This window comes from Pseudomonas sp. GM55 (assembly GCF_000282395.1).
GTDB lineage: Bacteria > Pseudomonadota > Gammaproteobacteria > Pseudomonadales > Pseudomonadaceae > Aquipseudomonas > Aquipseudomonas fluorescens_CC.
Genome location: NZ_AKJJ01000014.1, coordinates 1 through 25009, shown reverse-complemented (window position 1 = coordinate 25009; position 25009 = coordinate 1). Strand labels below are relative to the sequence as shown.

Sequence of the window (25009 nt, the reverse complement as noted above, 5' to 3'; positions counted from 1 at the left end):
GTCGGGTGTCCTTATTCCTGATCCAGGTCGGCGCTTTTCTGCGCGATGGCCATGGCCGTGAGGATTTTTCTGTAGCCAGTGAATTCGTTGCGCGCATGCACGCTGAGGATGTTGTCGAGCAGGACCACGTCGCCCTTCTCCCAGGCGAACTCGACCATCACGTCGCGGTAGATGCCTTGCAGGTGGCGAATCACCTCGTCGGGAATCGGCGAGCCGTCGCCGAAGAAGGTGTTTTGCGGCAGGTCTTGCGGGCCGAATTCACGCAGCAGGTTGTCGCGAATGCTGTCCGGCAGGGTCAGTGCGTTGAAGAAGGTGCCGTGGTTGAACCAGATGCGCTCGCCGGTCAGTGGATGGCGCACGATCGCCGGACCGTTCTGCCGGGTGCGCAGGCGGTTTCCGGATTTCCACTCGACCTGGATGCCGATTCTGGCGCAGTAGGCTTCGACCTCGGCGCGATCCTCGCTCTGGAACACGGTCTGCCACGGCAGGCCCATGCCGTCGCCGTAGTTGCGCACGTACATGATGCGTTTGCGGGCAAACGCTTCGCGTACCGCCGGATCAATCCGTGCAAGGATCCGGCGGGTATCGCCGAACGGTGTTTCACCGCCGGTGGTCGACGGCGTGTCGCAGAAGAAATACAGGTGACGCGGAAAAACCGGCGAATACGAATGTTCGTTGTGCGGGAAGATCTTCTCCGGTGCCGGGTAATCGGTGGAGCTGTAGATCTTGAACTGGCCGCTGATCTGGGTCCGTGGCGAGGCGCGGAACAGGTACTCCAGGGCACCGCCGGAAATCGCATCGACGCAGCGGTTGAACTCGCCGATATCGGCCACCTGAAAGCCACGGAACAGGATCACCGCGTGTTCCAGCAGCTTGCTTTCGATCAGCGCGCGATTCTGGGTCGCCCATTCCACCAGGCTCACGCCAGACACGGCCGGACGGCACACCAGCGGCATGCTGTGGCCTTCGAACATCGGCGCAAAACTCACCAGCCGCGTCGGATCGGTGGACAGGCTTTTGCGGGCACCACGACCCATCTTGGGAATGGACTTGGTCGTTGAAACGGTCATAAACCCCTCCAGAAAATGATGACGGCGGCGCTCAAGGGCGCTGCCGACCGAATCAGTCCGCTGCGGATTGCGCTGCCGGTGCACCCCGGTTCGCCGAGCGGCGCCTGATCGCCATGGCGCCACCGAGCAAGGCCTTGCGTTGCTCGCTCAAGCGCGCATCAGCACGGCGCTGGACCTCGCCGGCCAGGTTCAGCAACTCGCCGACCTGCAACCCGTCACCGCGTATCAGCGCTTCGAGTACCGCCTGAATCTGTTCGGACAAACACGCCAGCGTGCTAGGCAGGTACTGGCCGGCCGCTGTCTCGAAGCTCAAGTGGATGTGCTGCGCATCGTTGTAGAACGCAGCGACCATGCCGATCTCAGTCGCCTGCCGCCCGGACGGGAAGTCCTCGACCTGCAGGCCTTCCATCGACGGAAGACGACCGACGCCCTCCTGGTAAATCAGCTTGATGTCGAACAGCGGCGAACGTCCGGCCCGGCGCGGCAAGCGCAACGCCTCCACCAGACGCTCGAACGGCAAGTCCTGATGGTCCGAAGCCTCCAGCACCGCCCGGCGACAGGCCTCCAGCAATTGCGCCGCCGACTGCCCGGCATCGACCTCCACTTGCAGTACTAGTTGGTTAACGAAGAAGCCGACCATTTCTTCAAGCCCGGCTTGATTTCGGTTGGCGATATCGGTGCCGATGCGCACACGACTGACCTCGGTTCGCTGGTGCAGGACCAGGATGAAACCGCTCAACAGCAGCATGAACAGCGACAGATCGCGTTGCTGGGCAAAGTCGCGCAGTCGCTGGCTGAGTTCGGCACTGAAGGTGAAATGAGCGCTGGCACCTTCTTGCGCGATGCGCCGGTCGCCATCGGCGGGCAACTCCAGCACCGCCTGTGGTTCAGCGAGGCGCTGCTGCCAGTAATCGAGCTGGCGTTGCAACTCGCCGCCCTGCTCCAACCACTGGCGCTGCCATTTGGCGAAGTCGGCGTACTGCACACTGTGCGCCGGCAGTTGCGGGGTCTGGCCACGGTTGAGGGCTGGATACAGCGTGACGAACTCATTGATCAGGACCCGGAACGACCAGTCATCGGCGACGATGTGATGCACCGTCAGCAGCAGCACATGCTGGTCATCCGCGACCCGCAGCACCCGCACTCGCAGCAACGGGCCGTGGCGCAGGTCGAATGGCCGAGCGACTTCTTCGCCGGCCAGCTGTTGTGCTTCAGCGTCCGGCGCCGGCAGATGCCGCAGGTCGCTGTCGACAAAGCTCAACGGCAGTTGCGGATGCACCCGTTGCCAGGTCTGGCCGTCTTCCTCGTAGAACGTGGTGCGCAACACTGCATGGCGCTGCACCAGGGTTTCGAAGGTCTGGCGCAAGGCCTCAAGATTCAACGCGCCACGCAGGCGCAAGGCGCCCGGCATGTTGTACATCGAACTGTCCGGCTCCAGGTTCCACAGGAACCACAAGCGCTGCTGGGCAAAGGACAACGGCTGGCGTTCACCGGAGGTGTCCGCCACCAGCGCCGGGCGCTCACAGGTGCGTTGCAGCGCCTGCACTTGAGCGGCGAAATCCGCGAGGCGCGGATGTTCGAACAGGCTGCGCAGGCTCACCGAAAGGCCCAGGCGCTGGCGGATCTGCGAGACGATCTGGGTCGCCAGCAACGAGTGCCCGCCCAATTCGAAGAAGCCGTTTTCGCGATCGACGCGACTGACTTGCAACACCTGCTGCCAGATCTGCGCCAGTTCGATTTCCAGGGCCCCTTGCGGTGCGCTGCCGACTTCGGCCTCCCAAACCTGTGGGGCCGGCAACGCGGCGCGGTCGAGTTTGCCGTTGCGGTTGAGCGGCAACGCGGCCAGCAACACCAGTTGCGCCGGGAGCATGTAGTCCGGCAGGCGCTCGCCCAAGGCTCGCCGCACGGTGTCGGTGAGCTGACGCGCATCAGCCGCCAGTTGCTCGGCAGCGGCCGGTACCACGTAGCCGATCAATTGCTTGCCGCCAACGCCTTCGTACACCAGCACCGCAGCTTCGCTGATCATCGGCAAGCCTTGCAGGTGCGCTTCCAGCTCACCCAACTCGACACGGAAACCGCGAATCTTCACCTGGTGATCGATACGCCCCAAGTACTCCAGCGCACCGTCCTCGCGATAGCGCGCCAGGTCGCCGCTGCGGTACAGCCGCGCACCCGGTGTGGCGGAAAACGGATCGGCGATAAAGCGCTCGGCGCTCAGCCCCGGTCGCTGGTGATAGCGCTGGGCAAGGCCGGCGTCACCGCCGATGCACAACTCGCCGACGCAACCGGTCGGTAGCAGGTGCCCTTCGCTGTCCAGCACATACAACGCGCGACCGGGCAGCGCTTTGCCGATGGGCACGCCAATCTGATTGCGGGTATCGGCCAGAGTGCATTCGTGGGTGCTGGACACCACCGTGGCTTCGGTCGGCCCGTAGGTGTTGAGCAGGCGCACATCGCCCAAACCGGCGGCATGCCAAAGCTTCAGGCCTTCCAGCGACATGGCTTCGCCGCCGACGTGGACCTGGCGCAGACGCCCCTTGTCTCGTTGAGGCTGGGCGGCCCACTCCTGAGCCAGCAGGAACCAGTAAGCTGCCGGCAGGTCGGCCAGGGTCACGTGGTGCCGGATGATCTGCCGATAAAGCCTGTCGGTGTCCCACAGCTCATCGCCGCGCATCACCAGTGCCGCGCCCACGCACAGCGGCGGGTAGCACTGCTCGACAAAGCCGTCGAAGCTGAACGTGGCGAATTGCAGTACGCGGTCTTCAGGGACCAATTGCGAATAGCCCGCCGCGATCAGGCAAAACTCGCGCAGTGCGGCATGGGCCAGACACACGCCTTTCGGGCGTCCGGTGGAGCCGGAGGTGTAGATCAGGTAGGCAAGGTCTTCGGCGCTGGCAAGGTTTTCCGGGTTTTCAGTGGAGTAACCGTCGGCGCTCGCCTCCAGCGCCAGGCGCGGTAAACCCTGCAGCAGTGCTACATCGGTCAGCAAGCCCGGTTGCGCCAGCAGCAGGTCCATGCCGCTGTCTTCGATCATGTAGGCCAGGCGCTCGGCCGGGTAATCCGGATCCAGTGGCACATAACCGGCGCCGGCCTTGAGGATGGCCATCAGGCTGACGATCATCTGCGCATTGCGCCGCACCGACAGGCCCACCCGCTGCCCCGGTGCCACACCGTGGGCACGCAGGCGATGGGCGAGCTGGTTGGCTTGCGCATTGAGTTGGCTGTAGGTCATACGCTCGTCACCGACAATCACCGCCAGTGCATCGGGCGTGCGCGCCGCTTGTTGTTCGAAACGCTGATGGACCAGCAACGGACTGTCGATTCGCGGCGCTGGCGGACGGGAACACGCCAGCATCTTTGCCTGAGCCTCAGGATCGAGCAGGCTGATCGCGCCCAGCGCCTGTTGTGGCTGCGCGATGAATTGCTCCAGCACATGCAACAGGCTGGCGCCCAACTGGCTGATCTGCGCGGCACTGAACCTGGCCCGGTCGAAACTGAAATCCAGACGCAGATGGGCAGCGACTTCGATGCCGAGGGTCAGTGGATAACTGGTGATTTCGTGATTGTGCAATGCACCGAAGGTCAGGCCCGCCGGCGCCCCTTGCTTGAGGGCTTCGGCCACCGGGAAGTTCTCGAACACCAGCAGGCTGTCGAACAGCGCCCCTTGCTGCCCGGCCCAGCCCTGAATGTCGTACAGCGGCACGTGCTCGAACTCGCGCAGGCTCAGGTTCTGTGCTTGCAGGTCGTTGAGCCACTGGGCCACGGTCTGGCCCGCAGGGGGACAGGCAATGATCGGCAAGGTGTTGATGAACAGCCCCAACTGCTGCTCGATGCCCGGCAGCGGCGCGGAACGTCCGGCAATCGTTGCACCGAACGCCACACAGGACTGGCCGGTATAGCGCTGCAACAACAGGCCCCAGGCGCCTTGCAGCAAGGTGTTGAGGGTGATTTTCTGCTGGCGGGCAAAATCGCTCAGGCGCTTTAGCGACGCACTCTCAAGGGTCAATTGATGTTCGCCCATGCCGCATCCATCGACGGGCGTCGGCAAGGCTTGCGCCAGCAGCGTTGGCGCTTCCAACGCCGCCAGCGCTTGCTTCCAGTACTGCTCAGCGGCCAGCAGCGGCTGCTGTTCAATCCAGCCCAGATAGTCGCGGTATTGCCCCAACGGCTTGGCCAATGTCTGGCCGGCATAATGCTGGATCACCTCGCCGAGCAACTGGGCGTTGCTCCAGCCGTCCATGAGGATGTGATGGCTGGTGTAGATCAGGTGCCAGTCTTGCGCCCCCAGGCGCACCAGCATCAGACGGAACAGTGGCGCGGCGCCAAGCTCGAAACCACGGCTGCGCTCCTCGGCGGCCAAGTCATCGAGGTCAACGTCGGCCGCTTCGATCACTTGCAGTTGCAGGTCAATCTGGCGATGAATCACCTGGTGCGCCGACTCCAGTCCCAGCCAGTGGAAGCTGCTGCGCAGGATGTCGTGACGGTTGATCGCCGCCTGCCAGGCCCGGCCGAATGCCGCCAGTTCCAGCCCCTGGATATCCAGGCGCAATTGATTGATATAGGCCTCGGCCTGGGGTTCGTACAGGGTGTGGAACAGCATGCCCTGTTGCATCGGCGACAGCGGGTAAATCTCCTCGATGGCCGCTGCCGGGACAGGCAAGGCATCGAGCTGGGCCTGAGTGATGCGCGCCAGCGGGAAGTCCGACGGTGTGACCTGGCCTGCCGCTGTCGTGCAGCAATGTTCGATCAGCACCTTGAGCTCTTCGGTGTAAGCGTCGGCCAGTTGCTGCACCGTGGCCTCGGTAAACATGTCGCGGCTGAAGCCCCATTGCAGCGAGAGCTGCCCGCCATACACCTGGCCTTCCACGGTCAACCAATTGGCCAGCGGTGCATCGTCGCCCTGGGCCTGGCCGCCGCTTTCCGCGGCCGGGACGAACAGCGCAGCGTCATCGAACTGACGGTCGAACTGCCCCAGGTAGTTGAAGGTGATGCGCGGTGCCGGTAACTGTTGCAGGGCTTCGCGCTGCGCCGGTTCACCGAGGTAGCGCAGCAAGCCATACCCCAGGCCTTTGCCGGGAATGGCACGCAGTTGCTCCTTGATCGACTTGATCGAGTCGGCCGCCCCGGCCTCGGGTTGCAGGCGCAGCGGAAACAGGCTGGTGAACCAGCCGACGGTGCGGCTCAGGTCGAGGTCGTCGGACAGGTCTTCGCGGCCGTGGCCTTCAAGCTGGATCAGCGTCGAGCCCTGCCCGCTCCAGCGGCAGATGACCCGCACCAACGCCGTGAGCAACAGATCATTGACCTGAGTGCGATAGGCCGCTGGCGCCTGCTGCAGCAACTGGCGGGTCAGTCCGGCGTCCAGTTGCGATTCGATCTTGTGCCCGTGGCGATGCTGCAGACTGCCCTGCGGGTTGTCACAAGGCAGGTCCTGGGCATCCGCCAATTGCGCCTGCCAGTACGGCATTTGCGTAACGACTGTGCCGGCATGCTGTTGCAGGTGTGCGGCCCAGGCTTGATAGGCGCTGGTTTTTTCGGGCAACGCCGCTTGCCGGTAAGCCTGTTGCAAGTCTTCGAGCAACACCCGCCACGACACTCCGTCCACCGCCAGATGATGGACCACCAGAAGCAAGCGCTGGCTGCCATCGTCGAGGCTGACCAGCAAGGCGCGCAGCAGCGGCCCGTTTGCCAGATCGAGGCTGCGCTGCGCTTCATCGCACAGGACGGTCAAGGCTTCGGTCGAAGACGCCCGGCGCTGCCACAATCCAGCGCACTCGACGGGCGCTGCATGGCGTTGCTGCCAGCCTTCGGCACCGTCGATGAAGCGCAGGCGCAAGGCGTCGTGGTGGTTGATGACGGTGACCAACGCCCGTTCCAGCGCTTGCGGGTTCAGCACCTCCCGGGGCGTCAGCAGCAGCGACTGGTTCCAGTGCTGACGCTGGGCGATGGCCTGTTCGAAGAAGTAGTGCTGCGCCGGGGTCAGGATCACCTCGCCACTGACCGGGCCTTGATCGAGGGTGCTGCGGCTGTCGAACGCCGCGACCAGCGCCAGGCTGCGCACGGTCTGATACTGGAACAGGTCACGCGGACTGAGGCGGATGCCAGCCTGGCGGGCGCGGCTGACCACCTGGATGGAAATGATCGAGTCGCCGCCGAGCTCGAAGAAATTGTCTTCAAGGCCCACAGGTTCTACACCCAACACGTCCTGCCAGATCTGCGCCAGTGCAGTCTGCATCACATCTTGCGGGGCGACGAATGCCTGTTGCGGCGCGGCGTCGGGTTGCGGCAAAGCCTTGCGGTCGAGCTTGCCGTTGGCGGTCACCGGCAAGGCGTCCAGCGGCATCAGGTAGGTGGGCACCATATATTCCGGCAGGCTGCCGAGCAGCCAGGCCTTGAGGGTTTGTGGCCACTGCGGGTCGGCACTGGCATTTTCCAGCACCAGATAGGCCACCAGATGCTTGCCGCCCTGCACCAGCACCACGGCCTCGCGCACCAGCGCATGCTGCATCAGGCGAGTCTCGATTTCCCCCAGCTCGATGCGCAGGCCGCGCAATTTGACTTGATGGTCGAGGCGCCCGAGGTATTCGATCACCCCATCGGCGCGCTGCCGCACGCGGTCGCCGGTGCGGTACAAGCGCGCGCCGTCATGGAACGGGCACGGCACGAAACGCTCGGCGGTGAGCGCCGGACGCCGGTGATAACTGCGCGCCAGGCCGGCGCCGCCAAGGTACAACTCCCCCGCCACACCGGCCGGAACCGGCAGCAATTGCGCATCCAGCACATGGGTGCGCAGGTTGGCGATGGGCCGGCCGATGGGCACGCTGTCGGCGCCCTCATCGATGCAGGTCCAGTGGGTGACGTCGATGGCCGCCTCGGTCGGACCGTACAGGTTGTACAAGCCTGCGCCCGGCAGCTTCTTGAACACCTGCAATTGGGCATCCAGCGCCAAGGCTTCACCGCTGCACACGATGCGCTTGAGGCCGGAGCACGCCTCGACACCTGGCTCGTGGATGAACGCCTGGAGCATCGACGGCACAAAGTGCAGCGTACTGATGCCGTGGTCACCGATAAGGCGGATCAACTGCGCCGGTTCACGGTGCGCCCCCGGCGGCGCCACCACCAGGCACGCGCCGGTCATCAGCGGCCAGAAAAACTCCCAGACCGAAACGTCGAAACTGAACGGGGTTTTCTGCAGCACCGAGTCACTGCCGTCGATTGCGTAAGCCTGTTGCATCCAGCACAAGCGGTTGACCAGCGCCGCGTGACTGTTGCCGGCTCCTTTGGGCTTACCGGTGGAACCTGAGGTGTAGATCACATAGGCCAGGTTCAATGGATGCACGTCAACCTGCGGGCAGGTCTCGCTGTAGCCATCAAGCCAGTCTTGCGCCTGATCCAGGGCGATGACCTTGACGCCCTCGGTGGGCAGTGCGCCGAGCAAGGTGCTTTGGGTGAGCAGCAAGCCAATCGCGCTGTCGTCGATCATGTAGGCCAGGCGTTCGGCCGGGTACTCCGGGTCCAGCGGTACGTAAGCGCCACCGGCCTTGTGAATCGCCAGCAGGCCGATAACCATGTCCAGCGAACGCTCGACACAGATGCCCACCAGCACATCAGGGCCGACGCCCTGCTCGCGCAAACAGTGAGCCAGTTGACTGGTGCGGGCATCGAGTTGCGCGTAGCTGAGCTGACGTTCGCCGAACACCAGCGCCGGCGCATCCGGGGTGCGTCGGGCCTGGGCCTGGATCAACTGATGCAGGCACTGCTCGACCGGATAGATCTCGGCGGTGCGGTTCCAGTCCTGCACCAGCACCTGTTGCTCCTCTGCCGTCAGCATCGGCAAATCGCCGATCCGAGCGCTCCCGTCAGCCACCATCGCCTGCAACAGGCGCGTCCAGTGCCGGGCCATGTGCGCGATGGTATCGGCCTCGAACAGGTCATTGGCGTAGGTCAGCGCGGCGTGCAGCTTGCTGCCCTTCTCCCAGGTGTCGAGGGTCAGGTCGAACTGGGTGGTACGGCTTTGCCAGTCAACGCTGCCCAGTACCAGGCCGGACGCGGTGCTGACCGAAGCCATGTCGGCCACCTGCGGCTGGTGGTTGTACATCACCTGGAACAACGGCGTGTGGCTGAGGCTGCGCTCCAGTTTCAGCGCTTCGACCAGACGCTCGAACGGCAGGTCCTGGTGGGCCTGGGCACCGAGGGCGGTTTCCTTGATGGTGCGCAGCAGGTCGTCGACCCGGGTCTGGCCGTCCAGTTGGGTACGCAGCACCTGGGTGTTGACGAAGAAGCCGATCAGGCCTTCGATTTCCCCGCGGTTGCGGTTGGCGATGGGCACGCCGACGCGGATGTCGGTTTGCCCGGTATAGCGATGCAGCAAAGCGTTAAAGGCGCCGAGCAACAGCATGAACAGGGTGATGTTGTGTTTCTGCGCGGTGCTGCGCAGTTGCTCGGCCAGTTGCGCCTCGACCGCGAATTCGTAGCGGGTGCCGCGATAGCTCGGCATCGCCGGGCGCGAATGGTCCAGCGGCAACTCCAGCAGCGGATGTTCGTCGCCCAATTGTGCCTGCCAGTACGCCAGTTGCCGTGCCTGCTCGCCCGCCTCCAGCCAGCGACGCTGCCACAGGGCGTAGTCGCTGTACTGGATCGGCAACGGTGCCAGTTGCGGCTGAGCGGTCGTATCGAAAGCGTCGTAGCAACGGATGAATTCGTCGATCAGCACATTCATCGACCAACCGTCGGAGACGATGTGGTGCAGGGTCAGCAACAGGACGTGCTCTTGTTCGGCGAGCTTGAGCAAGGTGACCCGCAGCAGCGGACCGGTCGACAGATCGAACGGCAGCAGAGATTGCTGCTCGGCGGTTTGCGCCACTGCCCGTTCGCGTTCCTCGGCAGGCAGTGCGCTGATATCCGCTTGTTCGATCAGCAGCGGCGCCGTGGCAGGCACCTGCTGCAAGCGGTCATCGGCCTGACGCTGGAACACCGTGCGCAGGGTTTCATGCCGCGCCACCAGGCTGGCGAACGCCTGCTTTAGCGCCGGCAGATTCAAGCGCCCGGTCAGCCGTACCGCGCCGGGCAGGTTGTAGGCGCCGCTGTGCGGGTCCAGTTGCCAGAGCAACCACATGCGTTGCTGGGCGTACGACAGCGCCTGGCGATCCTCGGCCTCGATGCCGGCCGGAATCGGAAAACGGGCGAAATCCACGCCCTCCTTGTGCAAGGCCGCAAGGAACATCTGGCGCTTTTCCAGGGGCAACCCGATAAACCGGCGAGCAAGTTTCAAGGAGTCTTCAGCATTCATCTATCAGCATCCGCATCAGTAGGCAGGCGGCGCAAAGGCGCGTCGTCCCTATAAAACGAATGCAGGCGGGAAAAATTAGCGGATCAGGCAAAAGGCAAAACGCAGAAAAACAGGTCAATAAATACAACTGTAGGAGCGGGCTTGCCCGCGAAGGCGGTGTGTCAGGCAATAGGTATGTCGCTGACACTCCCTCTTCGCGGGCAAGCCCGCTCCTACAGGTTTTGTGGTGATTTCAGAATGGGTTCAACCCACCGCCATCAACCCTTGCCGTCGATGATGCACCTCCAGATGATCCTTGATCACCCGCAGCACCCTGGCCTCTTGCTCATGGATGAAGAAGTGCCCGCCCGCCAGCATGTCCACCGAAAAGCTGCCACGGGTTTCCTGGCTCCAGCCGATCAATTGCTCGGTGGTGGCGCGGTCGGCCTTGCCGCCAAGCACGTGCACCGGGCACTTGAGCAACGGGCGCCGGACCGGCTCGAAACGTCCGCACAGAAGGAAATCCGCACGCAATACCGGCAAGGTCAGGCTCATCAACTCTGCATTGGCCAGGATCTCTTCGCTGGTGCCGTTGAGGGTGCGCAATTGCTCGATCAGTTCGGCGTCGGTCCAGGGCTGGGCGAAGCCCCGGTCGTAGTCGGCGCGCATCGTCGGTGCGGCGGTGCCCGAGGCGAACAGCGCTACCGGTTCCGGGCAACCCAGCGAGCGGAACGCGTGGGCCATCTCGCAGGCCAGCAACGCCCCCATGCTGTGCCCGAACAACGCATAGGGCGCCTTGAGCGTGGCTTTCTGTTCATGGGCCAATTGCAGCGCCAGACGGCGCATGTCGGTGTGCAACGGCTCGCCGTACCGCGCGCCACGCCCCGGAAGCTCCACGGGTTGCAACGTGAGCCACTCCGGCAGCTTGCGCCGCCAGCGGCTATAGACCATGGCACTCGCGCCCGAATAGGGCAGGCACAGCAATGTCAGCGGGGTCACCGGGCTTTCCTCGAAAGTTGTCTGCCTGGAAAACGGATGAGGTGCGCCGGGAATTAGTCATACAGAGATCCCTTGCAGCAGCGAGCCGAACGGAAATACCTTGTTGCCAGCCATTACATCCCCACATAACATCCTTGCTGAACGGGTACAGCGGAGCTGTGCAGAACCACCCGAATTCAAGGAACCAGAATGACCCAACGCATCCATCGCAGCATCGACTCCCCGCTCCGAACCGGCTTGAACCGAGAGGAACTCTGGGAAGCCGGCGACAAGGGCCTGATCAAATGCTGGGAAGTCGGCCGCCAGCGCGCCGCCCGCCTCCCCGACCTCGCCCGACAGTGCCTCGCCGGCGAGTTGCCGGCACTGGGCTGGAAAGGCGGCGTCAGCCGCAGCCTGAAGAAACTCGAAAAATATGGCTCCCTCAAATACCTCGCGCAGTGGCAAGGGCTGCGCGGGGAGGATCTGGATGTTGATTTGAACCAGGAGCGGGCGCTGACTTGCTCGCGAACCGGGATGGTGGTGACGTTTACACCGGATCGGGCGAAGTATTTCGATCAGGTGGCGGAAGCCTGATGGTACGTACAACGCTGTCTGAAAACCCCATCGATCCGTGTGATCTGCCAGACGTGCGACCCTTGGGGGCAATTGCATCGAACTCAGGCAGAAGGTGGCTCAAGGCACCACTGAATCTACACCAACACTGACCGAAAACCGCTCACGATAAGCCTGCGGCGTCACGCCCATGGCCCGCAGGAAGCTGCGGCGCAGGGTTTCTTCGCTGCCGAAGCCGCATTGCACCGCCACCCGTTTGATCGGCACGCCGGTATCGCTGAGCAGACGCCGCGCGGTTTCGACGCGGATCAGTTCGATGGCCCGGGCCGGGGTCTGGCCGGTGTCGGCGCGGTAGTGGCGCACGAAGCTGCGTTCGCTCATGCCGGCCTGCAAGGCCAGGGTCGGGATGCCAAGGTCCTGGGTCAGGTTTTCGCTGATCCAGGCGTGAAGTTCGTCGAAACGGTTGCCTTCCTGTTGCAGTGACAGGGTCACGCTGAATTGCGACTGGCCACCCGGGCGCTTGAGAAACACCACCAGTTGCCGGGCGACTTCGAGGGCCATGGTGCGCCCGAGGTCTTCTTCGACCATGGCCAACGCCAGGTCGATGCCGGCCGTCACCCCGGCCGAGGTCCAGACCGGGCCGTCATTGATGAAGATCGGGTTGGGCTCGACGTGCAGCTGAGGGTGCTGCTGCGCCAGTTGCTCGCAGCGGGTCCAGTGGGTGACCACGCGCCGGCCATCGAGCCAGCCGCTGGCCGCCAGCAGAAACGCACCGGTGCACACCGAGGAAACCCGCCGGCAGCCACGGGCATGCTCACGCACCCAGGCGACCAACGGCGCATCTTGTGCCGCTGCGTAAACCCCCCAGCCACCGGCGATGATCAGGGTATCGGTGCCCTCATCCGGCAACGGTTCGGCCAACAGCGCCAACCCCGCCGATGACATCACCGCCCCGCCGCCGCTGGCAATCACGGTCGGTACGTAGGGTGGCGGCAGGCCTTGCTGACGGGCTATGTCGTTGGCCGAAGCGAATACCTGCAACGGCCCGGTGACGTCGAGTATTTGCACGTTGGCGAAAGCGAGCACATGGATGGTTTTCGACATTTGGCGTAATTCGTGGGGAGATTGGCGTATACGCCAAAGCCTACGAGCCTACAGTCAAGCCGTCCACCCACTTCACGAGAAAAACACCATGACGTTGCAGATCGGTTTTCTGTTGTTTCCACAGGTTCAGCAACTGGACCTGACCGGCCCTTATGACGTACTGGCCTCGCTGCCGGATGTGAAAGTGCATCTGATCTGGAAAGACCTGGTGCCGGTCACCGCCAGCACCGGCCTGCTGTTGAAACCGACCACCACCTTTGAAGATTGCCCGGCGCTGGACGTGATCTGCGTGCCCGGCGGCAGTGGCGTCGGGCCGTTGATGGAAGATGACCAGACCCTGGATTTTCTCAAGACCCAGGCCGCCAACGCCCGGTACATTACTTCGGTATGCACTGGTTCGCTGGTGCTGGGCGCGGCGGGATTGCTCAAAGGCAAACGCGCCACCACTCACTGGGCCTATCACCCATTGCTCGAGCCGCTGGGCGCAATCGCGGTGAACGATCGGGTGGTTCGTGACGGCAATCTATTGACCGGAGGCGGCATCACCGCCGGTATCGACTTCGCTCTGACCCTGGCCGCCGAACTGTTCGACCAGGCCACCGCCGAGCTGGTGCAGTTGCAACTGGAATACGCCCCGGCCCCGCCGTTTACCGCGGGCAGCCCCGAGACGGCCCCGGCCAGTGTGCTGGAAGAGGCTCGCCAGCGGGCTGCCGGCTCGTTGAAGCTGCGGGCGGAAATCACCGAGCGCGCGGCGGCGAAACTCGACCGACAGTGAAAAAATGGCGGCAGGAACCCGGTTCCTGCCGCCACGACTTTTCCTGCGCCCACAAAAAAACCCGCCGAAGCGGGTTTTTCCAAGACCATGACGACTCCTTGTCGCTGCGTTCCTTGCATATGGTCGATCATCCATGATCCTGAGCACATCCTGTGCTTCAGTGGGTGAGGCCAGAATACGCATCGGATCCAATTTGTAACAGGCGATATCGCTACCATCGCGTGTAAGACATTGGCTATAAACCACCTTCCGAAAACCCTTGGACGCCTCAGGCTTCGAGCCTGGAGGCCGCAAGTCTCGCGACTTCCAGCTGATTTTTGGCCACCCGGGTCTCAGACTTCAGCCTCCCTCGTGCTCACGGGCCTTGTCACTCTCGACGAGAAAATGTTCGAGTCTGCTCAATTGCTCTTCCCAGCCACGACTGTCCATGTAGTAAGCCTCCTTCTGACGTATGTCGGGAATGTGAGCGAAACCTGACTCGGACACCTTGAGCAGCGTGCCGTCTTCGTAGTCTGCCAGCTCGAATTTCACCAGCGTGGTGGGCTCCTGGGAGTAGTCGATCTTCGGATTCACCGCGTAAGGGTGCCAGCGAAACGAAAACAACTGCTGTGGTTCGACCCGCTCGACCAGCACATTCCACAATACATGTTCATATCCGGGATACGTGACCTGCCCCTGCGTCCACTCGCCGGCAATAAAACGCCGGCCTTCGAGCGCAACGCCAAACCATTGACCGAACGCCTCTGCATCGACCAAGGCACGCCATACATGGGAGCGCGGCGATTTGAGTATTATTTTGCGTTCAAAACTATTGGGTACTGGTTTCATACGTCACCTCCTGTTCTGAACAACAGTAGGCCTCTAAGACCACATGTCCAGTCCGAAAGTTGTATGCATCGGGTGCCAGTGGTCGTAATCACGGTATGGATGTCGACATTTGTCTGGCTACACTGCTCCCCAAACTTCCCCTGTCACAGCGAGTTTCTGCCATGCACGCACGTTTTCTCCTGGCGCTGACGCCTTTGTTGTTCACCTCCCTGGCCCATGCCGGCGTGAACTGCGACAACGCCACCGACCAGACCACGATGAATCAGTGCGCGGCGCAGCAGCATGCGGTGGCGGACAAGGAATTGAATGCGCTTTACCAGCAAATCACTTCGCGCCTGAAGGGCAATCCCGACAGCAAGAAGTTGCTGGTGGGTGCGCAGCGGTCGTGGATTGCGTTTCGCGATGCCGAGTGCAAGTTCTCGGCGTCCGGGGTGGAAGGCGGGAGTGTGTATCCGCTGATCTACGGCAATTGCGTGACTGAATTGACCAAGGCGCGGGTAGAGACGTTCAAGACTTACCTGAAGTGTCAGGAGGGGGATCTGGGGTGTCCGGTGCCGGGGGTTTGAATCTCTAGTGCCTGTAAGGGCCTCTTCGCTGGCAAGCCAGCTCCTACAGTTGACCGGGTTCTTTCAGCAAGAATGCGATCAACATGTAGGAGCGGGCTTGCTCGCGAAGGCGTCAGCTCAGGCGCCGCAATTTACCGGACAAACACCTGCGCCGTGGTAATCGCCATGTCCCCGCCCGGCATCTTGATGCTGCCGATCTGCTTGAGGCTGTCGGCATCGAAGATCGCCACGTCGTTGAATGTCCCGGCCAGGTAGATCTTGCTGCCGTCCCTGTTGAAGGAAATGCAGTAGTAGGAATGATCGAGCGTGGCGGACTGAAGCATTTTCTTCTGCTTGATGTCGTACTTGGCCAGTCGGTTGAGCACGCCAAACATCAGGTTCGGGTCCTTGGGCGAGCGCATGCCGCTGAAGTAGATCTCCGTCAAAGGGCCGAAATCGGTGGTTTCGGTCTTGCCGGTCTTCAGGTCGACGCTGAACAGGCCGTACAGGTATTCAGCAGTAGCCGGATCCTGCTTCTTGTCCTTGAACTTCGCCGCGGTGTACAGCAGCGAGAAGTCATGCCGGTACGTCTGCTGGTTCCATACGTAGAGCACGTCCGGCGCGCTGTAGTTCGGGCGTTTCCAGTGCCGGCTGGGGATCAGCACGTCGAACTTGCCGGTCTGCACGTTGACCTTGTAGACATCCGCCCCCGCCACGTACAGCGTGCCGTCGTCGCCGCTCTGCATGATGGTCAGCTGCCGCGGCGCCGGGAAACTGCGCACGGGCTTGGCGTCCATGCCACCGTCGGTCTTGTACACATCGAGCCGGGGCTGCTGCACTTCATAGTGATCGTTCATCATCAGCGTCGGGTTGGCGACGGTGAACAGTTCCTTGCCGTCATGGCTGAGGGTGAAGGCGAACATGGATCGCGCTTTCTCCCCCGGCTTCTGGCTGATGCTGGCGTGGAACACCTGTTTGCAGTTGTCCAGTTCGACACCGTAGACATCCGCATAGTGATTGTTCAGCACGTAGGCGGTCTTGCGGTCCGGCGACAATTGCACGGTGCCGGGGCCGAAGGCATCGGGCATCTTGCAGGTCTTGAACAGGGTGTCGGTGGCCAGGTCGATCACGTGCAGGTTGTTCGGGTAATTGGTGGTCAACATGTACTCGTGACCATCCTGAAGAGCAGTGTTTTCATCGGCCAGAGCATTGACCGAACAGGTGCTCAGGACGGCGAACGCGGCCAGGCCGCAGGCTTTGATGCTGTGCATGCTGGAATCCTTCTTCTTATCTGATCACTTGTCTTTCGGGAAGACAGTGCCAAGGTTGCGCCAGTTGTCGTTGGAGGCTTGCGCATCCTTGTTCCAGTCCGGGTAGGTGCTCATCATGTCGGGCACCTGGGCCGGCCACCAGCACGGGTCGGAGCAGCCATACAGGTCAGCCTCCATCGGCTGGCACAGCGACGACACACCGCCAAACGCATCGATTTCCCAGCCCGGGTCGGTGGTCGAGGCACAGCCCGCCACGGAACTCATCGCCACCACTTCTTCGATGCGGTTCTCGTCCGCGGCTTGATCCAGCTTCAACGCTTTGTTATTGATTGCCTTGAGATGTTTCATATCAGTGAGCCTTGCGCGGAGTGATGTAGCTGCTGATGAACGCAGGGTTATTGGCCATGATCCGGGTGTAGACCTCGATGCCGAAGTCGACCCAGTCACGCATCAGTTCGCAGTAGTGATAGGTCGGGTGCGTCGGATCGCCGTAGCGGGCGTAGCTCTCGTGGTAGCAGCCGCCGGAGCACAGGTTGCGGATCTGACAGTCTTCGCAGCCAGTGTTGGTGCGGTCGAGGCGCTGGGACAGGAAGTCGTTCAACTCCACCTGTTTCACACCGCTGTGCACGTTGCCGAAGGTCGGCAGGCTCGAACCGGTAAAGCGGTGGCACAGGTTCAGCTCGCCCTTGTGATCCACCGCCAGCATTTTCAGGCCAGCGCCGCACGGCAGAGCTTTCTTGTGGCCTTCGTGGATGTCGGTGATCAACTGGTGCAGGTTGGAGAAGCCGATGTTGCGGTGCTCCAGCGCCGCTTCCAGGTAACGCTTGCCGAGTTTTTTCATGTTGGCGAACACCTGCACCAGTTCATCGCTGGTGAGGTTGAAGCTGCTGATGTCGCCGGAGGTCACCGGGGCAAAGCCGACTTCGGCGAAGCCCAGTTCGTTGAACAGGTGGTCCCAGATGGTTTCGACGTCGGTCACGCCGGTGGTCAGGGTCACCCGCGCCCCCACCGGACGGCTGTTGTAGCGCGACAGCAGCATCTCGGCCTTGCGCCGCACCACGTCATAGGTGCCCTGCCCGCCCACGGTGATGCGGTTGCGGTCGTGCACGGTTTTCGGACCGTCGATGCTCACTGACAAACCAAAGCGGTGGGCGTTGAGGTAGTCCACGGTTTCTTCGGTGAGCAGCGTGGCGTTGGTGGTCATCACGAACTCGACGAACTTGCCGGCCTCGCGAAAACGCTTCTCACAGTAATCGACCATGTACTCGATCAGCTTGCGGTTGCTCAGCGGTTCGCCACCGAAGAACACCACGGTGAAACGCTCTTCGTCCGGGGATTCGCGCAGCAGCATTTCCACCGAGGCAATCGCCGTTTCGACGTCCATCTTCTTGCCCGCCGACGGTTTGTCGAGGTCTTCCTTGTAGCAATATGTGCAGCTCAGGTTGCAGCCCGTGTTGACGTTGAGTACCACGGTGTTGATCGCCGTGCGCTCGACCCGTTTGGTGGCGATGTCCGGGCTCAGCGGCGAGCCGTCGCTGACCAGTTCCAGGGCCATCAATTCGCGCAGAGTCTCGGTGATTTCCTCGCCGTTGAAACGCGCGGCCAGGCGCTGGATCAGGTCGTCCGAGGAGCAGCCGGGGCCGCGCAGGGTATCGATGATGGTGCCCGTCAGTTCATCGCTGGCGAACAGCGAACTGCTGGGAATGTGAAACAGCATGCGGTCGGCATCGACCTGCACTTCGTGCAGGTTGCGTTCGACCAGATTCAAGATAGCGCCCATGGCAAACCTCCTGTGCAAACCCCGCCTGGCGGGGCTTGCGGTCATTCCGAAAAGTGTCTGATGCGATTGACGTTCAGCCAACTTATGGAATGGGTGGATTGTTCCAGCGTTGCACGGTCACGATCATGTGGCCTTCGCCGGTCAGGGATTTCCCTGCGTCGTCGACGGCGGCGATCACCTTGAGGTTGCCGGCATTGTTGGTGGACATCTTGCGTGCCGGGTTCGGCCCGGCATCGCCCGGGGTGAACACGCCGGCGTCGGCCTGCATGGTGCCGGCGAACTTGACGTCCTCGTCTTCCCTGGCGCGGTCGTCGAAGGCCTCGACCTTCCACTGCGCGGGGAACACGCCGATGCGATACGGCTTGCCGTCGGCGCCCTTGCCCCAGGCTTCCGCGTCAAAACGGCCCTGGACTTTCGGTGTCGAACCGCCGCCCTCGCCAATCCGCGCCACCGAGAACTCCGGCACGACCTTGACCGCGTCAATCTTGCTGTAGACCGAGAGCTGCGGGCCTTTCAGCGTACCGACAGTGACCGCGCGCGCCCCCGATTGGGCATTGGCGGCAGCCTTGAGTTTGACTTTGATCTGCTCCGGGCTCTGCGAGACGACTTCAACCACTTCCACGCCTTTGCCGAAGTTCGGCTTGCCGCTCAGGCCACTGCCGATCAGGGTCACTTCGGTTTCGCTGCCGGCCTTCATGTAGCCCGGTTGCACCGCCAGCAAGCGCTGGGAACCCTGTTTGGCGGCAACGAAGTCCAGACCGCGCTCGTCGTGCTCGGCCTCGAACATCCGGCCCTGCATCGCATTGCCCTGAGCGGCGAACACCTGGCGCATGGTCACGCCATCGATGGTCACGTTGCCGCGCCATTCGTAACCGGTATAGAGAATCGCGCTGCCGTCGCCATTGAACGGGCTGCCGTCGGCGTACTGGCCTTTGACGCTGACCTTGAAGGTGTCGCTGCCATCGGCACTCACGGTCATGACACCGGCCAGTTCACCCTTGCCTGGCAAGTGACCGCTGAAACTCCAGTCGCCCACCAGCGCATCGGCTTTGGGCGCCACGCTCTGCCATTTTTTCCAGGCCGGGTTGTCCAGCGGATAACGCTTGGCCAGCAGCGGCACCATGTCTTTGCGGGCGATGTCGAACCAGTCGCGGTCCCGGGCCAGCGCCTGATATTCCAGGGACGGCCACTGTCCGAGGTGGAAGTTCACCAGGCGTTCCCACTCCTGCGCCGGACGCCGTTGCAGGGCCACCCGCGCACCCGAGTGGCAGCGGCCGCACATCTGGCTGTGCTGGTCGTCGAATTTCTCGACCGGGTTGAGCCGCCGTTCCAGCGCATAGCGCACGCCGTCGGTTTCGCTCGGCGCCAGGCCCTGGGTATCGGCCAGGTATTTGACCAGCGTGCGCCGGTCTTCATCGCTGATCTGCAAACCGTGCATGGTCTGCATCCGGGCAATGCTCATCAGCCAGCCTTCCGGCGTCTTGCGCTGGTGGCTGATGCGGCTGAGGGCGTTATCGGCTTCGGGGGTGTGACAGCCCTGACAGGTTTCCTTGAGGATGGTCTGGGCGTCGCGGGCTGCCAGACTATGAGGCGAATGCAGCGCTACACAAGCGGCTACGGCCAGCAGGCTGGCGCTCATGCCTGATCGGAGTTTTCTCTTCATCAACGTCGAACCTCGCACGGTGCGTTCTTATTGTTGTGGCTTATCGTTTTTATGGTTTCTGCCGTCGGCGGTGAACCGCTGACGGAGGCAAGAGAAACGTCTGAGATGTGCAATACACAGAGCGTGCCAGCTTATAAATGATGTTTTTTATCAAGGGCTTGCTAGAGTTCCAGGACGCACCTCCCAGGCAAACGCCGGCCGGCCGCGTTTAATTTCGCGACAACTGTTCCACTCTGAGACGAGACCCGTTCACGCCCCGCGAGCGCAGCAGGATCCTGAAAGCCAAACACAGGAAGGAGGCCCACAGGAGCCTGGCCGAACCAGCGGCGTACAGTCACCGGGGGTGGTCGAAGAGTGTGACGTCTGGGAGGTTACTGGCTTGGGAATGGAGGGTTCTGGCCCCCGACAAGGAGGGGCGGACATCATCTTTTTGGTGAAGCCGTCGATCGGGACTCACAAAAAAGATGAGAAAGGCCTGCTGGGCTCTGCGGACGAATCAGCAGCCACCAGCAGGAACGCAGGGGGATGACTCAACCGTTCACGGCCAGCCTGGCCAGGTTCGATTCATTGCAGATGTTGCGCAGCAGCGCCAGGCCGTTTTCGAAGACGTGCGCGGGACGGGCGAGCGAGATGCGGATGAAGCGGGAACTCTGGATACCGCGTTCGTAATAGGCGTGCCAGAAAAAGTGGCTGCCTGGCAGGCAATGGAACCCGTGGCGGAGAAACTGCTTGATCAGCTCCGCGTCGGTTTTCCCGGTGCGCGAGACATCGATCCACTCCAGCGGCATCGCCGTCGCCCGGCTGTCGGTAATGCAGCGCAAATCGGTACCGGCCAGCAATGCCCTGACCTTGCCGCTGCGCAGCCCGATCTCATGCACCAGCGCCTGCTCCAGGCCCACCGCCGCCGTGCGCCGGAACAGGTTGACGAACACCCCCATGACAAAACGCGAATGGCACAGGTAGATCTCCTCGTAGATCTTTTCCAACTCCGGAGCCAGGTCCTCGGAATAGACGATCATGCTCGACTTCATGTCCTGGGTCGGCCAGGTCTTGCCGGTGTCCTCGATGACCACGAACGAGCCGCCCGCCTTCAACAGCGCGGCATAGTCATTGAAGGGCTGCCTGGTATAGAAACGAAAGGTCGAGTCCACCACCAGCATCTTGTTCTGCCGCTGGCAGTATTCGGCGATGGCCTTGAATTGTTTCTCGCGGATCAGATACCCGGTGGGGTTGTTCGGGTTGACCAGGAACAGGGTATCGAACGCATGCCCCTCCAGCAGCTCGGCCACCTTATCCTGGCCGATGGCGTCGATCATCGACTGCTCGTTCAGCGGTGTCACTTCGCAGCCGCGGCGCTTGAGCATCAAGTACAGGTTGTCGAACGTCGGTTCGATCAGCAGCACCCTCGGGGCTCGCTCGGCCAGGAGTGTCGCGACGATATCGATGGAGTTCGACGCAGTCGGGGAAACCCGGAAGTGCTCGTGGCGCAACAACTCGCGGGAATCGAGCAGGTTGGCCCACTCACACTTGAAAGACTTCTCCATGTCTCGAACCCTGGTTTGATTGCAGTCATACCAAATGCTCGGCAGTTGCTCGACGACACCCGCCAGCCCGCGGGGCAATTCGTGATAGGCGTGCCCGTCAGCAAAGCTGCAGGCTGAATTCAGGGCCAGGTACTCATGATCGGTCAATGTAGTCAACATAACACCTCCTTGTGAACGTTGACCCCCTGGGGCAACGTGATTTTCAGGCCACTCACGATCCCGGACAGGTTGTTCCCGAAGGATTCGAAGAACGGTATGAGTCCGTGGGGCATTGCCTGATAGATTTCCATTCCTTGGTAATAGCGACGCAGATAAGCATGCGTCACCGGTAGCCCGACATGACGAATCGCCTGGGCTATGAACTGCTTGGGCACATTGTTGTAGGTGGCCTTGCAGTTGATGTAATAGGCACTCAGGCCACAGCGTTTGGCGAACTCGGCGACACTGCCGAGGATGTCCAGTACCCGCTCTTCCGATTGCAACAGGCGACCGCCCCCCTCGACGCCATCGAGCAACAACCCCGGCGTCCCCTCGACGTCCGCCACGGCAATCAGGTTGAGCCGGCCGATGCGGCGTCCCTGGTACCAGACATACAGGCGGCACAGGTTCGGTTCGACCAGGTAACCCGGGGCATTGTTGACCGCGTAATCGCCAATGCCGGTGCAGGAGTAAAACTCGTCGGAGCGGCTGTAGTCCTGCCAGGGGTTCCTGTTCCAGGTGCTGATGAACACCCGCTGCCTCGACTGCCGATCTCGCAACCCCTGCCGATCGTGGTCGTCGAGATAGGTCCTGATACTGGCGATATCCTCGGGCACCGGCGATCCGTCACCGCCATGGGGAAACGCCACATCGATCATCAGTCGCAGGCGGTTTTCGCTGTACTCGGCATGGCGGTCGAACAGCGCCTTGTTCTGGTAGACCAGAGTTTGCCGGGCCTGCTTGTCGTAGCTCGCCTCGATCGCCTGGCCTATCAGCGTCCTGAAGCGGGTGATGCCCATCTCGCCGCCCCAGTAATCGAACGGCGAGAACCAGGCACCGGCATAGGCATCGGCGATTTGCATGCGCGCGTTGGTAAACGCGGGTTGTTGTTCGAACCAGCGTTTGAAGTCATCGATCGACAACTGATGACGCATGTTCTCCAGGGTTTTCGGATCCATGAAGTTCATGTTGGAAATGATCGCGGAGACCAGCCCGCCATCGAACACCCCAGGGGCATCGATATGCGAAATCAGACTCGCGCCCGCCAATTGCCCGACCGAAGCCGTGTCGGCGCGCACCGTGCCGACCTGCGGCAGGCCATTGGCAAGCAGGTAATGGAAATAGTCGACACTGGCCTCCACCAGTTCACCCAGGCGTTCACGCACCGCCTGGACACTGTGCCGGGCAAATACCCCATCGGCGTTTTCCAGCAGGGCCACTGCGCCAAAACTGCCGTAGCGGGCGTGCACTTCACAGACCAGGGCCGCCAGCGCGTCCAGGTCGGTGGCAGGCAGGTGCCGACTGTAGTTCTTGATGTGGATAAGCAAGGGCGCGCAACACGCGCCGAGTTCGTCCTTATGACGCAGCACGCAGTCCATGGCGGCCTGATAGTAGGCAGTGCCTACCGTCTCCAGGATCGACTCCAGATCGTCACACAGCGCCGAATCGGAAGTACCTATCAGGTAGGACAGACCGCGCGCCGAATGATCCTTGATGGCGAGCAGGAACTCGACGAAGGCCCGCATGTCCAGCTGTTGCTTGAGCAGCGGGATCTTCTCGATCAGGTAGGCCGCCACAAAGGCGCTGTTGCGCTCCAATTCGAGAATGCCGGGCAGGAACCACGCCCATTCCTCGCTGTTCAGCTCAAGTACATGACGATGGTGCTTGAGCACGTTGTTGACCAGCACATCGTCACAGGCCGCGATCCGCGACAACAATTGACCGACGGCCGTCGCCAGCTTGGCGCCATGCAAACGTTCGAGACAATCGATCGCGACGTCATAAGCCTCAATGTAAGTAGCCAGTACTTCACGCATACGCACTCCCCCGCACAGACCGGCGATCTTCCGAAAACCTTGATGATTGGTTGCCAGGCCGGGTTCGACCGGCCTGGCGATGGGTGACGGTCAGTCGTGCACCGAGGTCGCACACAGCAGAGGACTGTTGGGCCTGGTGACCAGCAGCAGCCGGGCCGCCAACAGCACCAGCGACACGAGATGGCTGAGAATCAGCGCCACCCACAGGCCAACGACCCCCTGGTCCAGGTTGAACGTCAGGTGATACCCCCCGGCCACGCCGATCACCCAGGCGGTGGTGGTGTTGATCAGGAATGGCACCTTGGTGTCTTCCAGGCCCTTCAGCGCGCCGAGCACGATGACCTGCACACACTCGACGACGATACTCAGGGCGGCCAGGCCGATGATCAGGTTGAACTGGGTCAGCAGGCCAATGTTCACCAGCTCGTTGACATTAAAGAACATCGAGGCGACCAGCGTGGAATCGAAAAAGACCACAAAGGCGAAAGGAAACAGAAACAGCATGCTGACCAGGCAAGCCACCACCGTCAGTTTGCGCACCTTGTGCACATTACCCAGCGCATGCTCCTGAGCCACACGAATGGCGATGGCTTCCCGCACCCCTTCAACCAGCATGAAGACCGGGTAGATATAGGAAAACACCAGTTGCGCCGCGGCCAGCTCCAAGGTCCCGACTTTCTCGGTAAGGAGCATCAGCACGATGAACATCAACGAAATGACCAGGCTGTTCGCCGAGAGGGGCAGGCCCATCGCCAGGTACTTTTTGACCAGCGCCCAACGCAGGCTCACCCAGCCGCTGAAGATCGCGTACGTCTTGCCGGACCGGCGATTGCTCAGGGAATAGAGCAGGATCTCCGCGCCCAGCATTCCCCAGCTGACCAGGGAAGTCGAAAGGCCCGCGCCGTACGCACCCAGCCGTGGAAAACCAAACTCGCCGAGGATCAGCACGTAGGAAATCAGCGCTTTGAAAACGCTGGCGAAGAGCGTGATGTAGAAAATCGACGAGAAGTCGGAAACTGCCGCCGAGTGGTCTCGCAAGACGCAGAACAAAGCCAGCGGCAAGATCGAGTACACCGCGCCTTGCGCATATTGATCCGCCTGCAGGGCCACCGCCGCGTCGACATTGAAGGCCACCAGCAGGCTGCCAAGGTTCAAGGTCACCAGGACCACCGGCAGGCTGAGCAGAAGGCACATATAGAAGCCGTGCTGCACATGTGCTTCCACGGCCCGCTTGTCTTTGAGCGCGTCGTACTTGGCGGAGAAAACCGCGACCATGCCGATGACGCACAGGCAGATGACATTGGTCGCGTCGAAAACGATACGCGCCCCCAGCCCATAACCGGCGATTTCATCGGCACGAAAACGCCCCATGAACACGGAGTCAACGAAGGCCATCATACTTTCAATCAAATAAACGATCGAAAGTGGCACCGCCACTTTGATAATGCGCCGACCTTCTGCAATCCACTGCATACCTGCATCCTTCATTTAATTCAGCACACACAAGAAATAGAGTGAAGCCACCAGCCGCTCGATCGATCTCTCGCCGAAATGAACAAGCCGACCTTCCGATAATTGGTGGAAGAGAGTGAGACTCG

At 61.9% G+C, this 25009-nt stretch carries 15 protein-coding genes; 3 read left to right on the top strand and 12 right to left on the bottom strand.

The window, feature by feature from the left end; genetic code table 11:
• Positions 1 to 11 precede the first annotated feature (11 nt).
• The 3 genes from PMI31_RS02850 to PMI31_RS02840 form a co-directional block, all read right to left on the bottom strand.
• On the bottom strand, positions 12 to 1070 hold the full coding sequence (locus PMI31_RS02850; protein WP_008016094.1) for a TauD/TfdA family dioxygenase: 1059 nt from the start codon (positions 1068 to 1070) through the stop codon (positions 12 to 14).
• Positions 1071 to 1122: 52 nt separating this feature from the next.
• Positions 1123 to 10356, bottom strand: coding sequence for a non-ribosomal peptide synthetase (locus PMI31_RS02845; protein ID WP_008016092.1), 9234 nt, complete (start codon positions 10354 to 10356; stop codon positions 1123 to 1125).
• Positions 10357 to 10599: 243 nt separating this feature from the next.
• A complete protein-coding gene (locus tag PMI31_RS02840; protein ID WP_008016091.1) occupies positions 10600 to 11334 on the bottom strand; it encodes a thioesterase II family protein in 735 nt (244 codons plus the stop codon).
• A 189-nt stretch (positions 11335 to 11523) separates the two neighbouring features.
• Between PMI31_RS02840 and PMI31_RS02835 the strand changes: the two genes are divergently transcribed.
• Positions 11524 to 11907 (top strand): hypothetical protein, encoded by a 384-nt coding sequence (locus tag PMI31_RS02835; protein ID WP_008016090.1) that lies wholly within the window; start codon positions 11524 to 11526, stop codon positions 11905 to 11907.
• Positions 11908 to 12006: 99 nt separating this feature from the next.
• Here PMI31_RS02835 and PMI31_RS02830 read toward each other — a convergent pair whose 3' ends face one another.
• A complete protein-coding gene (locus PMI31_RS02830; RefSeq protein ID WP_008016089.1) occupies positions 12007 to 12990 on the bottom strand; it encodes a GlxA family transcriptional regulator in 984 nt (327 codons plus the stop codon).
• Between the two features lie 88 nt (positions 12991 to 13078).
• Between PMI31_RS02830 and inhA the strand changes: the two genes are divergently transcribed.
• Positions 13079 to 13765, top strand: coding sequence for an isonitrile hydratase (gene inhA, locus PMI31_RS02825; RefSeq protein WP_008016087.1), 687 nt, complete (start codon positions 13079 to 13081; stop codon positions 13763 to 13765).
• 339 nt (positions 13766 to 14104) lie between these two features.
• Here the strand turns inward: inhA and PMI31_RS02820 are convergent, their stop codons facing one another.
• Positions 14105 to 14593, bottom strand: a complete 489-nt coding sequence (locus PMI31_RS02820) for an SRPBCC family protein (RefSeq protein ID WP_008016085.1) — start codon at positions 14591 to 14593, stop codon at positions 14105 to 14107.
• Between the two features lie 161 nt (positions 14594 to 14754).
• On the opposite strand from PMI31_RS02820, the gene PMI31_RS02815 reads away from it, so the two are divergent.
• Positions 14755 to 15159, top strand: coding sequence for a lysozyme inhibitor LprI family protein (locus PMI31_RS02815; RefSeq protein ID WP_008016084.1), 405 nt, complete (start codon positions 14755 to 14757; stop codon positions 15157 to 15159).
• 131 nt (positions 15160 to 15290) lie between these two features.
• Here PMI31_RS02815 and peaD read toward each other — a convergent pair whose 3' ends face one another.
• From peaD to PMI31_RS02775, 7 genes are all read right to left on the bottom strand, one after another.
• The gene (peaD, locus tag PMI31_RS02810) at positions 15291 to 16409 is read right to left on the bottom strand and encodes a quinohemoprotein amine dehydrogenase subunit beta (RefSeq protein WP_008016082.1); all 1119 of its coding nucleotides are present in this window, start codon (positions 16407 to 16409) and stop codon (positions 15291 to 15293) included.
• Positions 16410 to 16433: 24 nt separating this feature from the next.
• Positions 16434 to 16757, bottom strand: coding sequence for a quinohemoprotein amine dehydrogenase subunit gamma (qhpC, locus tag PMI31_RS02805; protein ID WP_008016081.1), 324 nt, complete (start codon positions 16755 to 16757; stop codon positions 16434 to 16436).
• 1 nt (position 16758) lies between these two features.
• Positions 16759 to 18189 (bottom strand): quinohemoprotein amine dehydrogenase maturation protein, encoded by a 1431-nt coding sequence (peaB, locus tag PMI31_RS02800; protein WP_008016080.1) that lies wholly within the window; start codon positions 18187 to 18189, stop codon positions 16759 to 16761.
• A gap of 82 nt (positions 18190 to 18271) precedes the next feature.
• Positions 18272 to 19852: a quinohemoprotein amine dehydrogenase subunit alpha gene (peaA, locus tag PMI31_RS02795; protein ID WP_008016078.1), complete on the bottom strand. Its 1581-nt coding sequence runs from the start codon at positions 19850 to 19852 to the stop codon at positions 18272 to 18274.
• 530 nt (positions 19853 to 20382) lie between these two features.
• Positions 20383 to 21555 carry an aminotransferase class I/II-fold pyridoxal phosphate-dependent enzyme gene (locus PMI31_RS02785; RefSeq protein ID WP_008016077.1) on the bottom strand — a complete coding sequence of 391 codons (1173 nt, stop codon included), beginning with the start codon at positions 21553 to 21555 and terminating at the stop codon, positions 20383 to 20385.
• Entirely contained in the window at positions 21549 to 23411 is a 1863-nt protein-coding gene (locus PMI31_RS02780; protein ID WP_008016075.1) for a hypothetical protein, read from the bottom strand. Before PMI31_RS02780 ends, PMI31_RS02785 begins: the two co-directional genes overlap by 7 nt.
• 90 nt (positions 23412 to 23501) lie before the next feature.
• Positions 23502 to 24884, bottom strand: coding sequence for an MATE family efflux transporter (locus PMI31_RS02775; protein ID WP_008016074.1), 1383 nt, complete (start codon positions 24882 to 24884; stop codon positions 23502 to 23504).
• Positions 24885 to 25009 lie beyond the last annotated feature (125 nt).

What these genes read in the sequence shown, in the direction of transcription:
- PMI31_RS02850 (WP_008016094.1), bottom strand. Translation starts at nt 1,070, where the DNA reads ATGACCGTTTCAACGACCAAGTCCATTCCCAAGATGGGTCGTGGTGCC.
- PMI31_RS02845 (WP_008016092.1), bottom strand. Translation starts at nt 10,356, where the DNA reads ATGAATGCTGAAGACTCCTTGAAACTTGCTCGCCGGTTTATCGGGTTG.
- PMI31_RS02835 (WP_008016090.1), top strand. Translation starts at nt 11,524, where the DNA reads ATGACCCAACGCATCCATCGCAGCATCGACTCCCCGCTCCGAACCGGC.
- PMI31_RS02830 (WP_008016089.1), bottom strand. Translation starts at nt 12,990, where the DNA reads ATGTCGAAAACCATCCATGTGCTCGCTTTCGCCAACGTGCAAATACTC.
- inhA (WP_008016087.1), top strand. Translation starts at nt 13,079, where the DNA reads ATGACGTTGCAGATCGGTTTTCTGTTGTTTCCACAGGTTCAGCAACTG.
- PMI31_RS02820 (WP_008016085.1), bottom strand. Translation starts at nt 14,593, where the DNA reads ATGAAACCAGTACCCAATAGTTTTGAACGCAAAATAATACTCAAATCG.
- PMI31_RS02815 (WP_008016084.1), top strand. Translation starts at nt 14,755, where the DNA reads ATGCACGCACGTTTTCTCCTGGCGCTGACGCCTTTGTTGTTCACCTCC.
- peaD (WP_008016082.1), bottom strand. Translation starts at nt 16,409, where the DNA reads ATGCACAGCATCAAAGCCTGCGGCCTGGCCGCGTTCGCCGTCCTGAGC.
- qhpC (WP_008016081.1), bottom strand. Translation starts at nt 16,757, where the DNA reads ATGAAACATCTCAAGGCAATCAATAACAAAGCGTTGAAGCTGGATCAA.
- peaB (WP_008016080.1), bottom strand. Translation starts at nt 18,189, where the DNA reads ATGGGCGCTATCTTGAATCTGGTCGAACGCAACCTGCACGAAGTGCAG.
- peaA (WP_008016078.1), bottom strand. Translation starts at nt 19,852, where the DNA reads ATGAAGAGAAAACTCCGATCAGGCATGAGCGCCAGCCTGCTGGCCGTA.
- PMI31_RS02785 (WP_008016077.1), bottom strand. Translation starts at nt 21,555, where the DNA reads ATGTTGACTACATTGACCGATCATGAGTACCTGGCCCTGAATTCAGCC.
- PMI31_RS02780 (WP_008016075.1), bottom strand. Translation starts at nt 23,411, where the DNA reads ATGCGTGAAGTACTGGCTACTTACATTGAGGCTTATGACGTCGCGATC.
- PMI31_RS02775 (WP_008016074.1), bottom strand. Translation starts at nt 24,884, where the DNA reads ATGCAGTGGATTGCAGAAGGTCGGCGCATTATCAAAGTGGCGGTGCCA.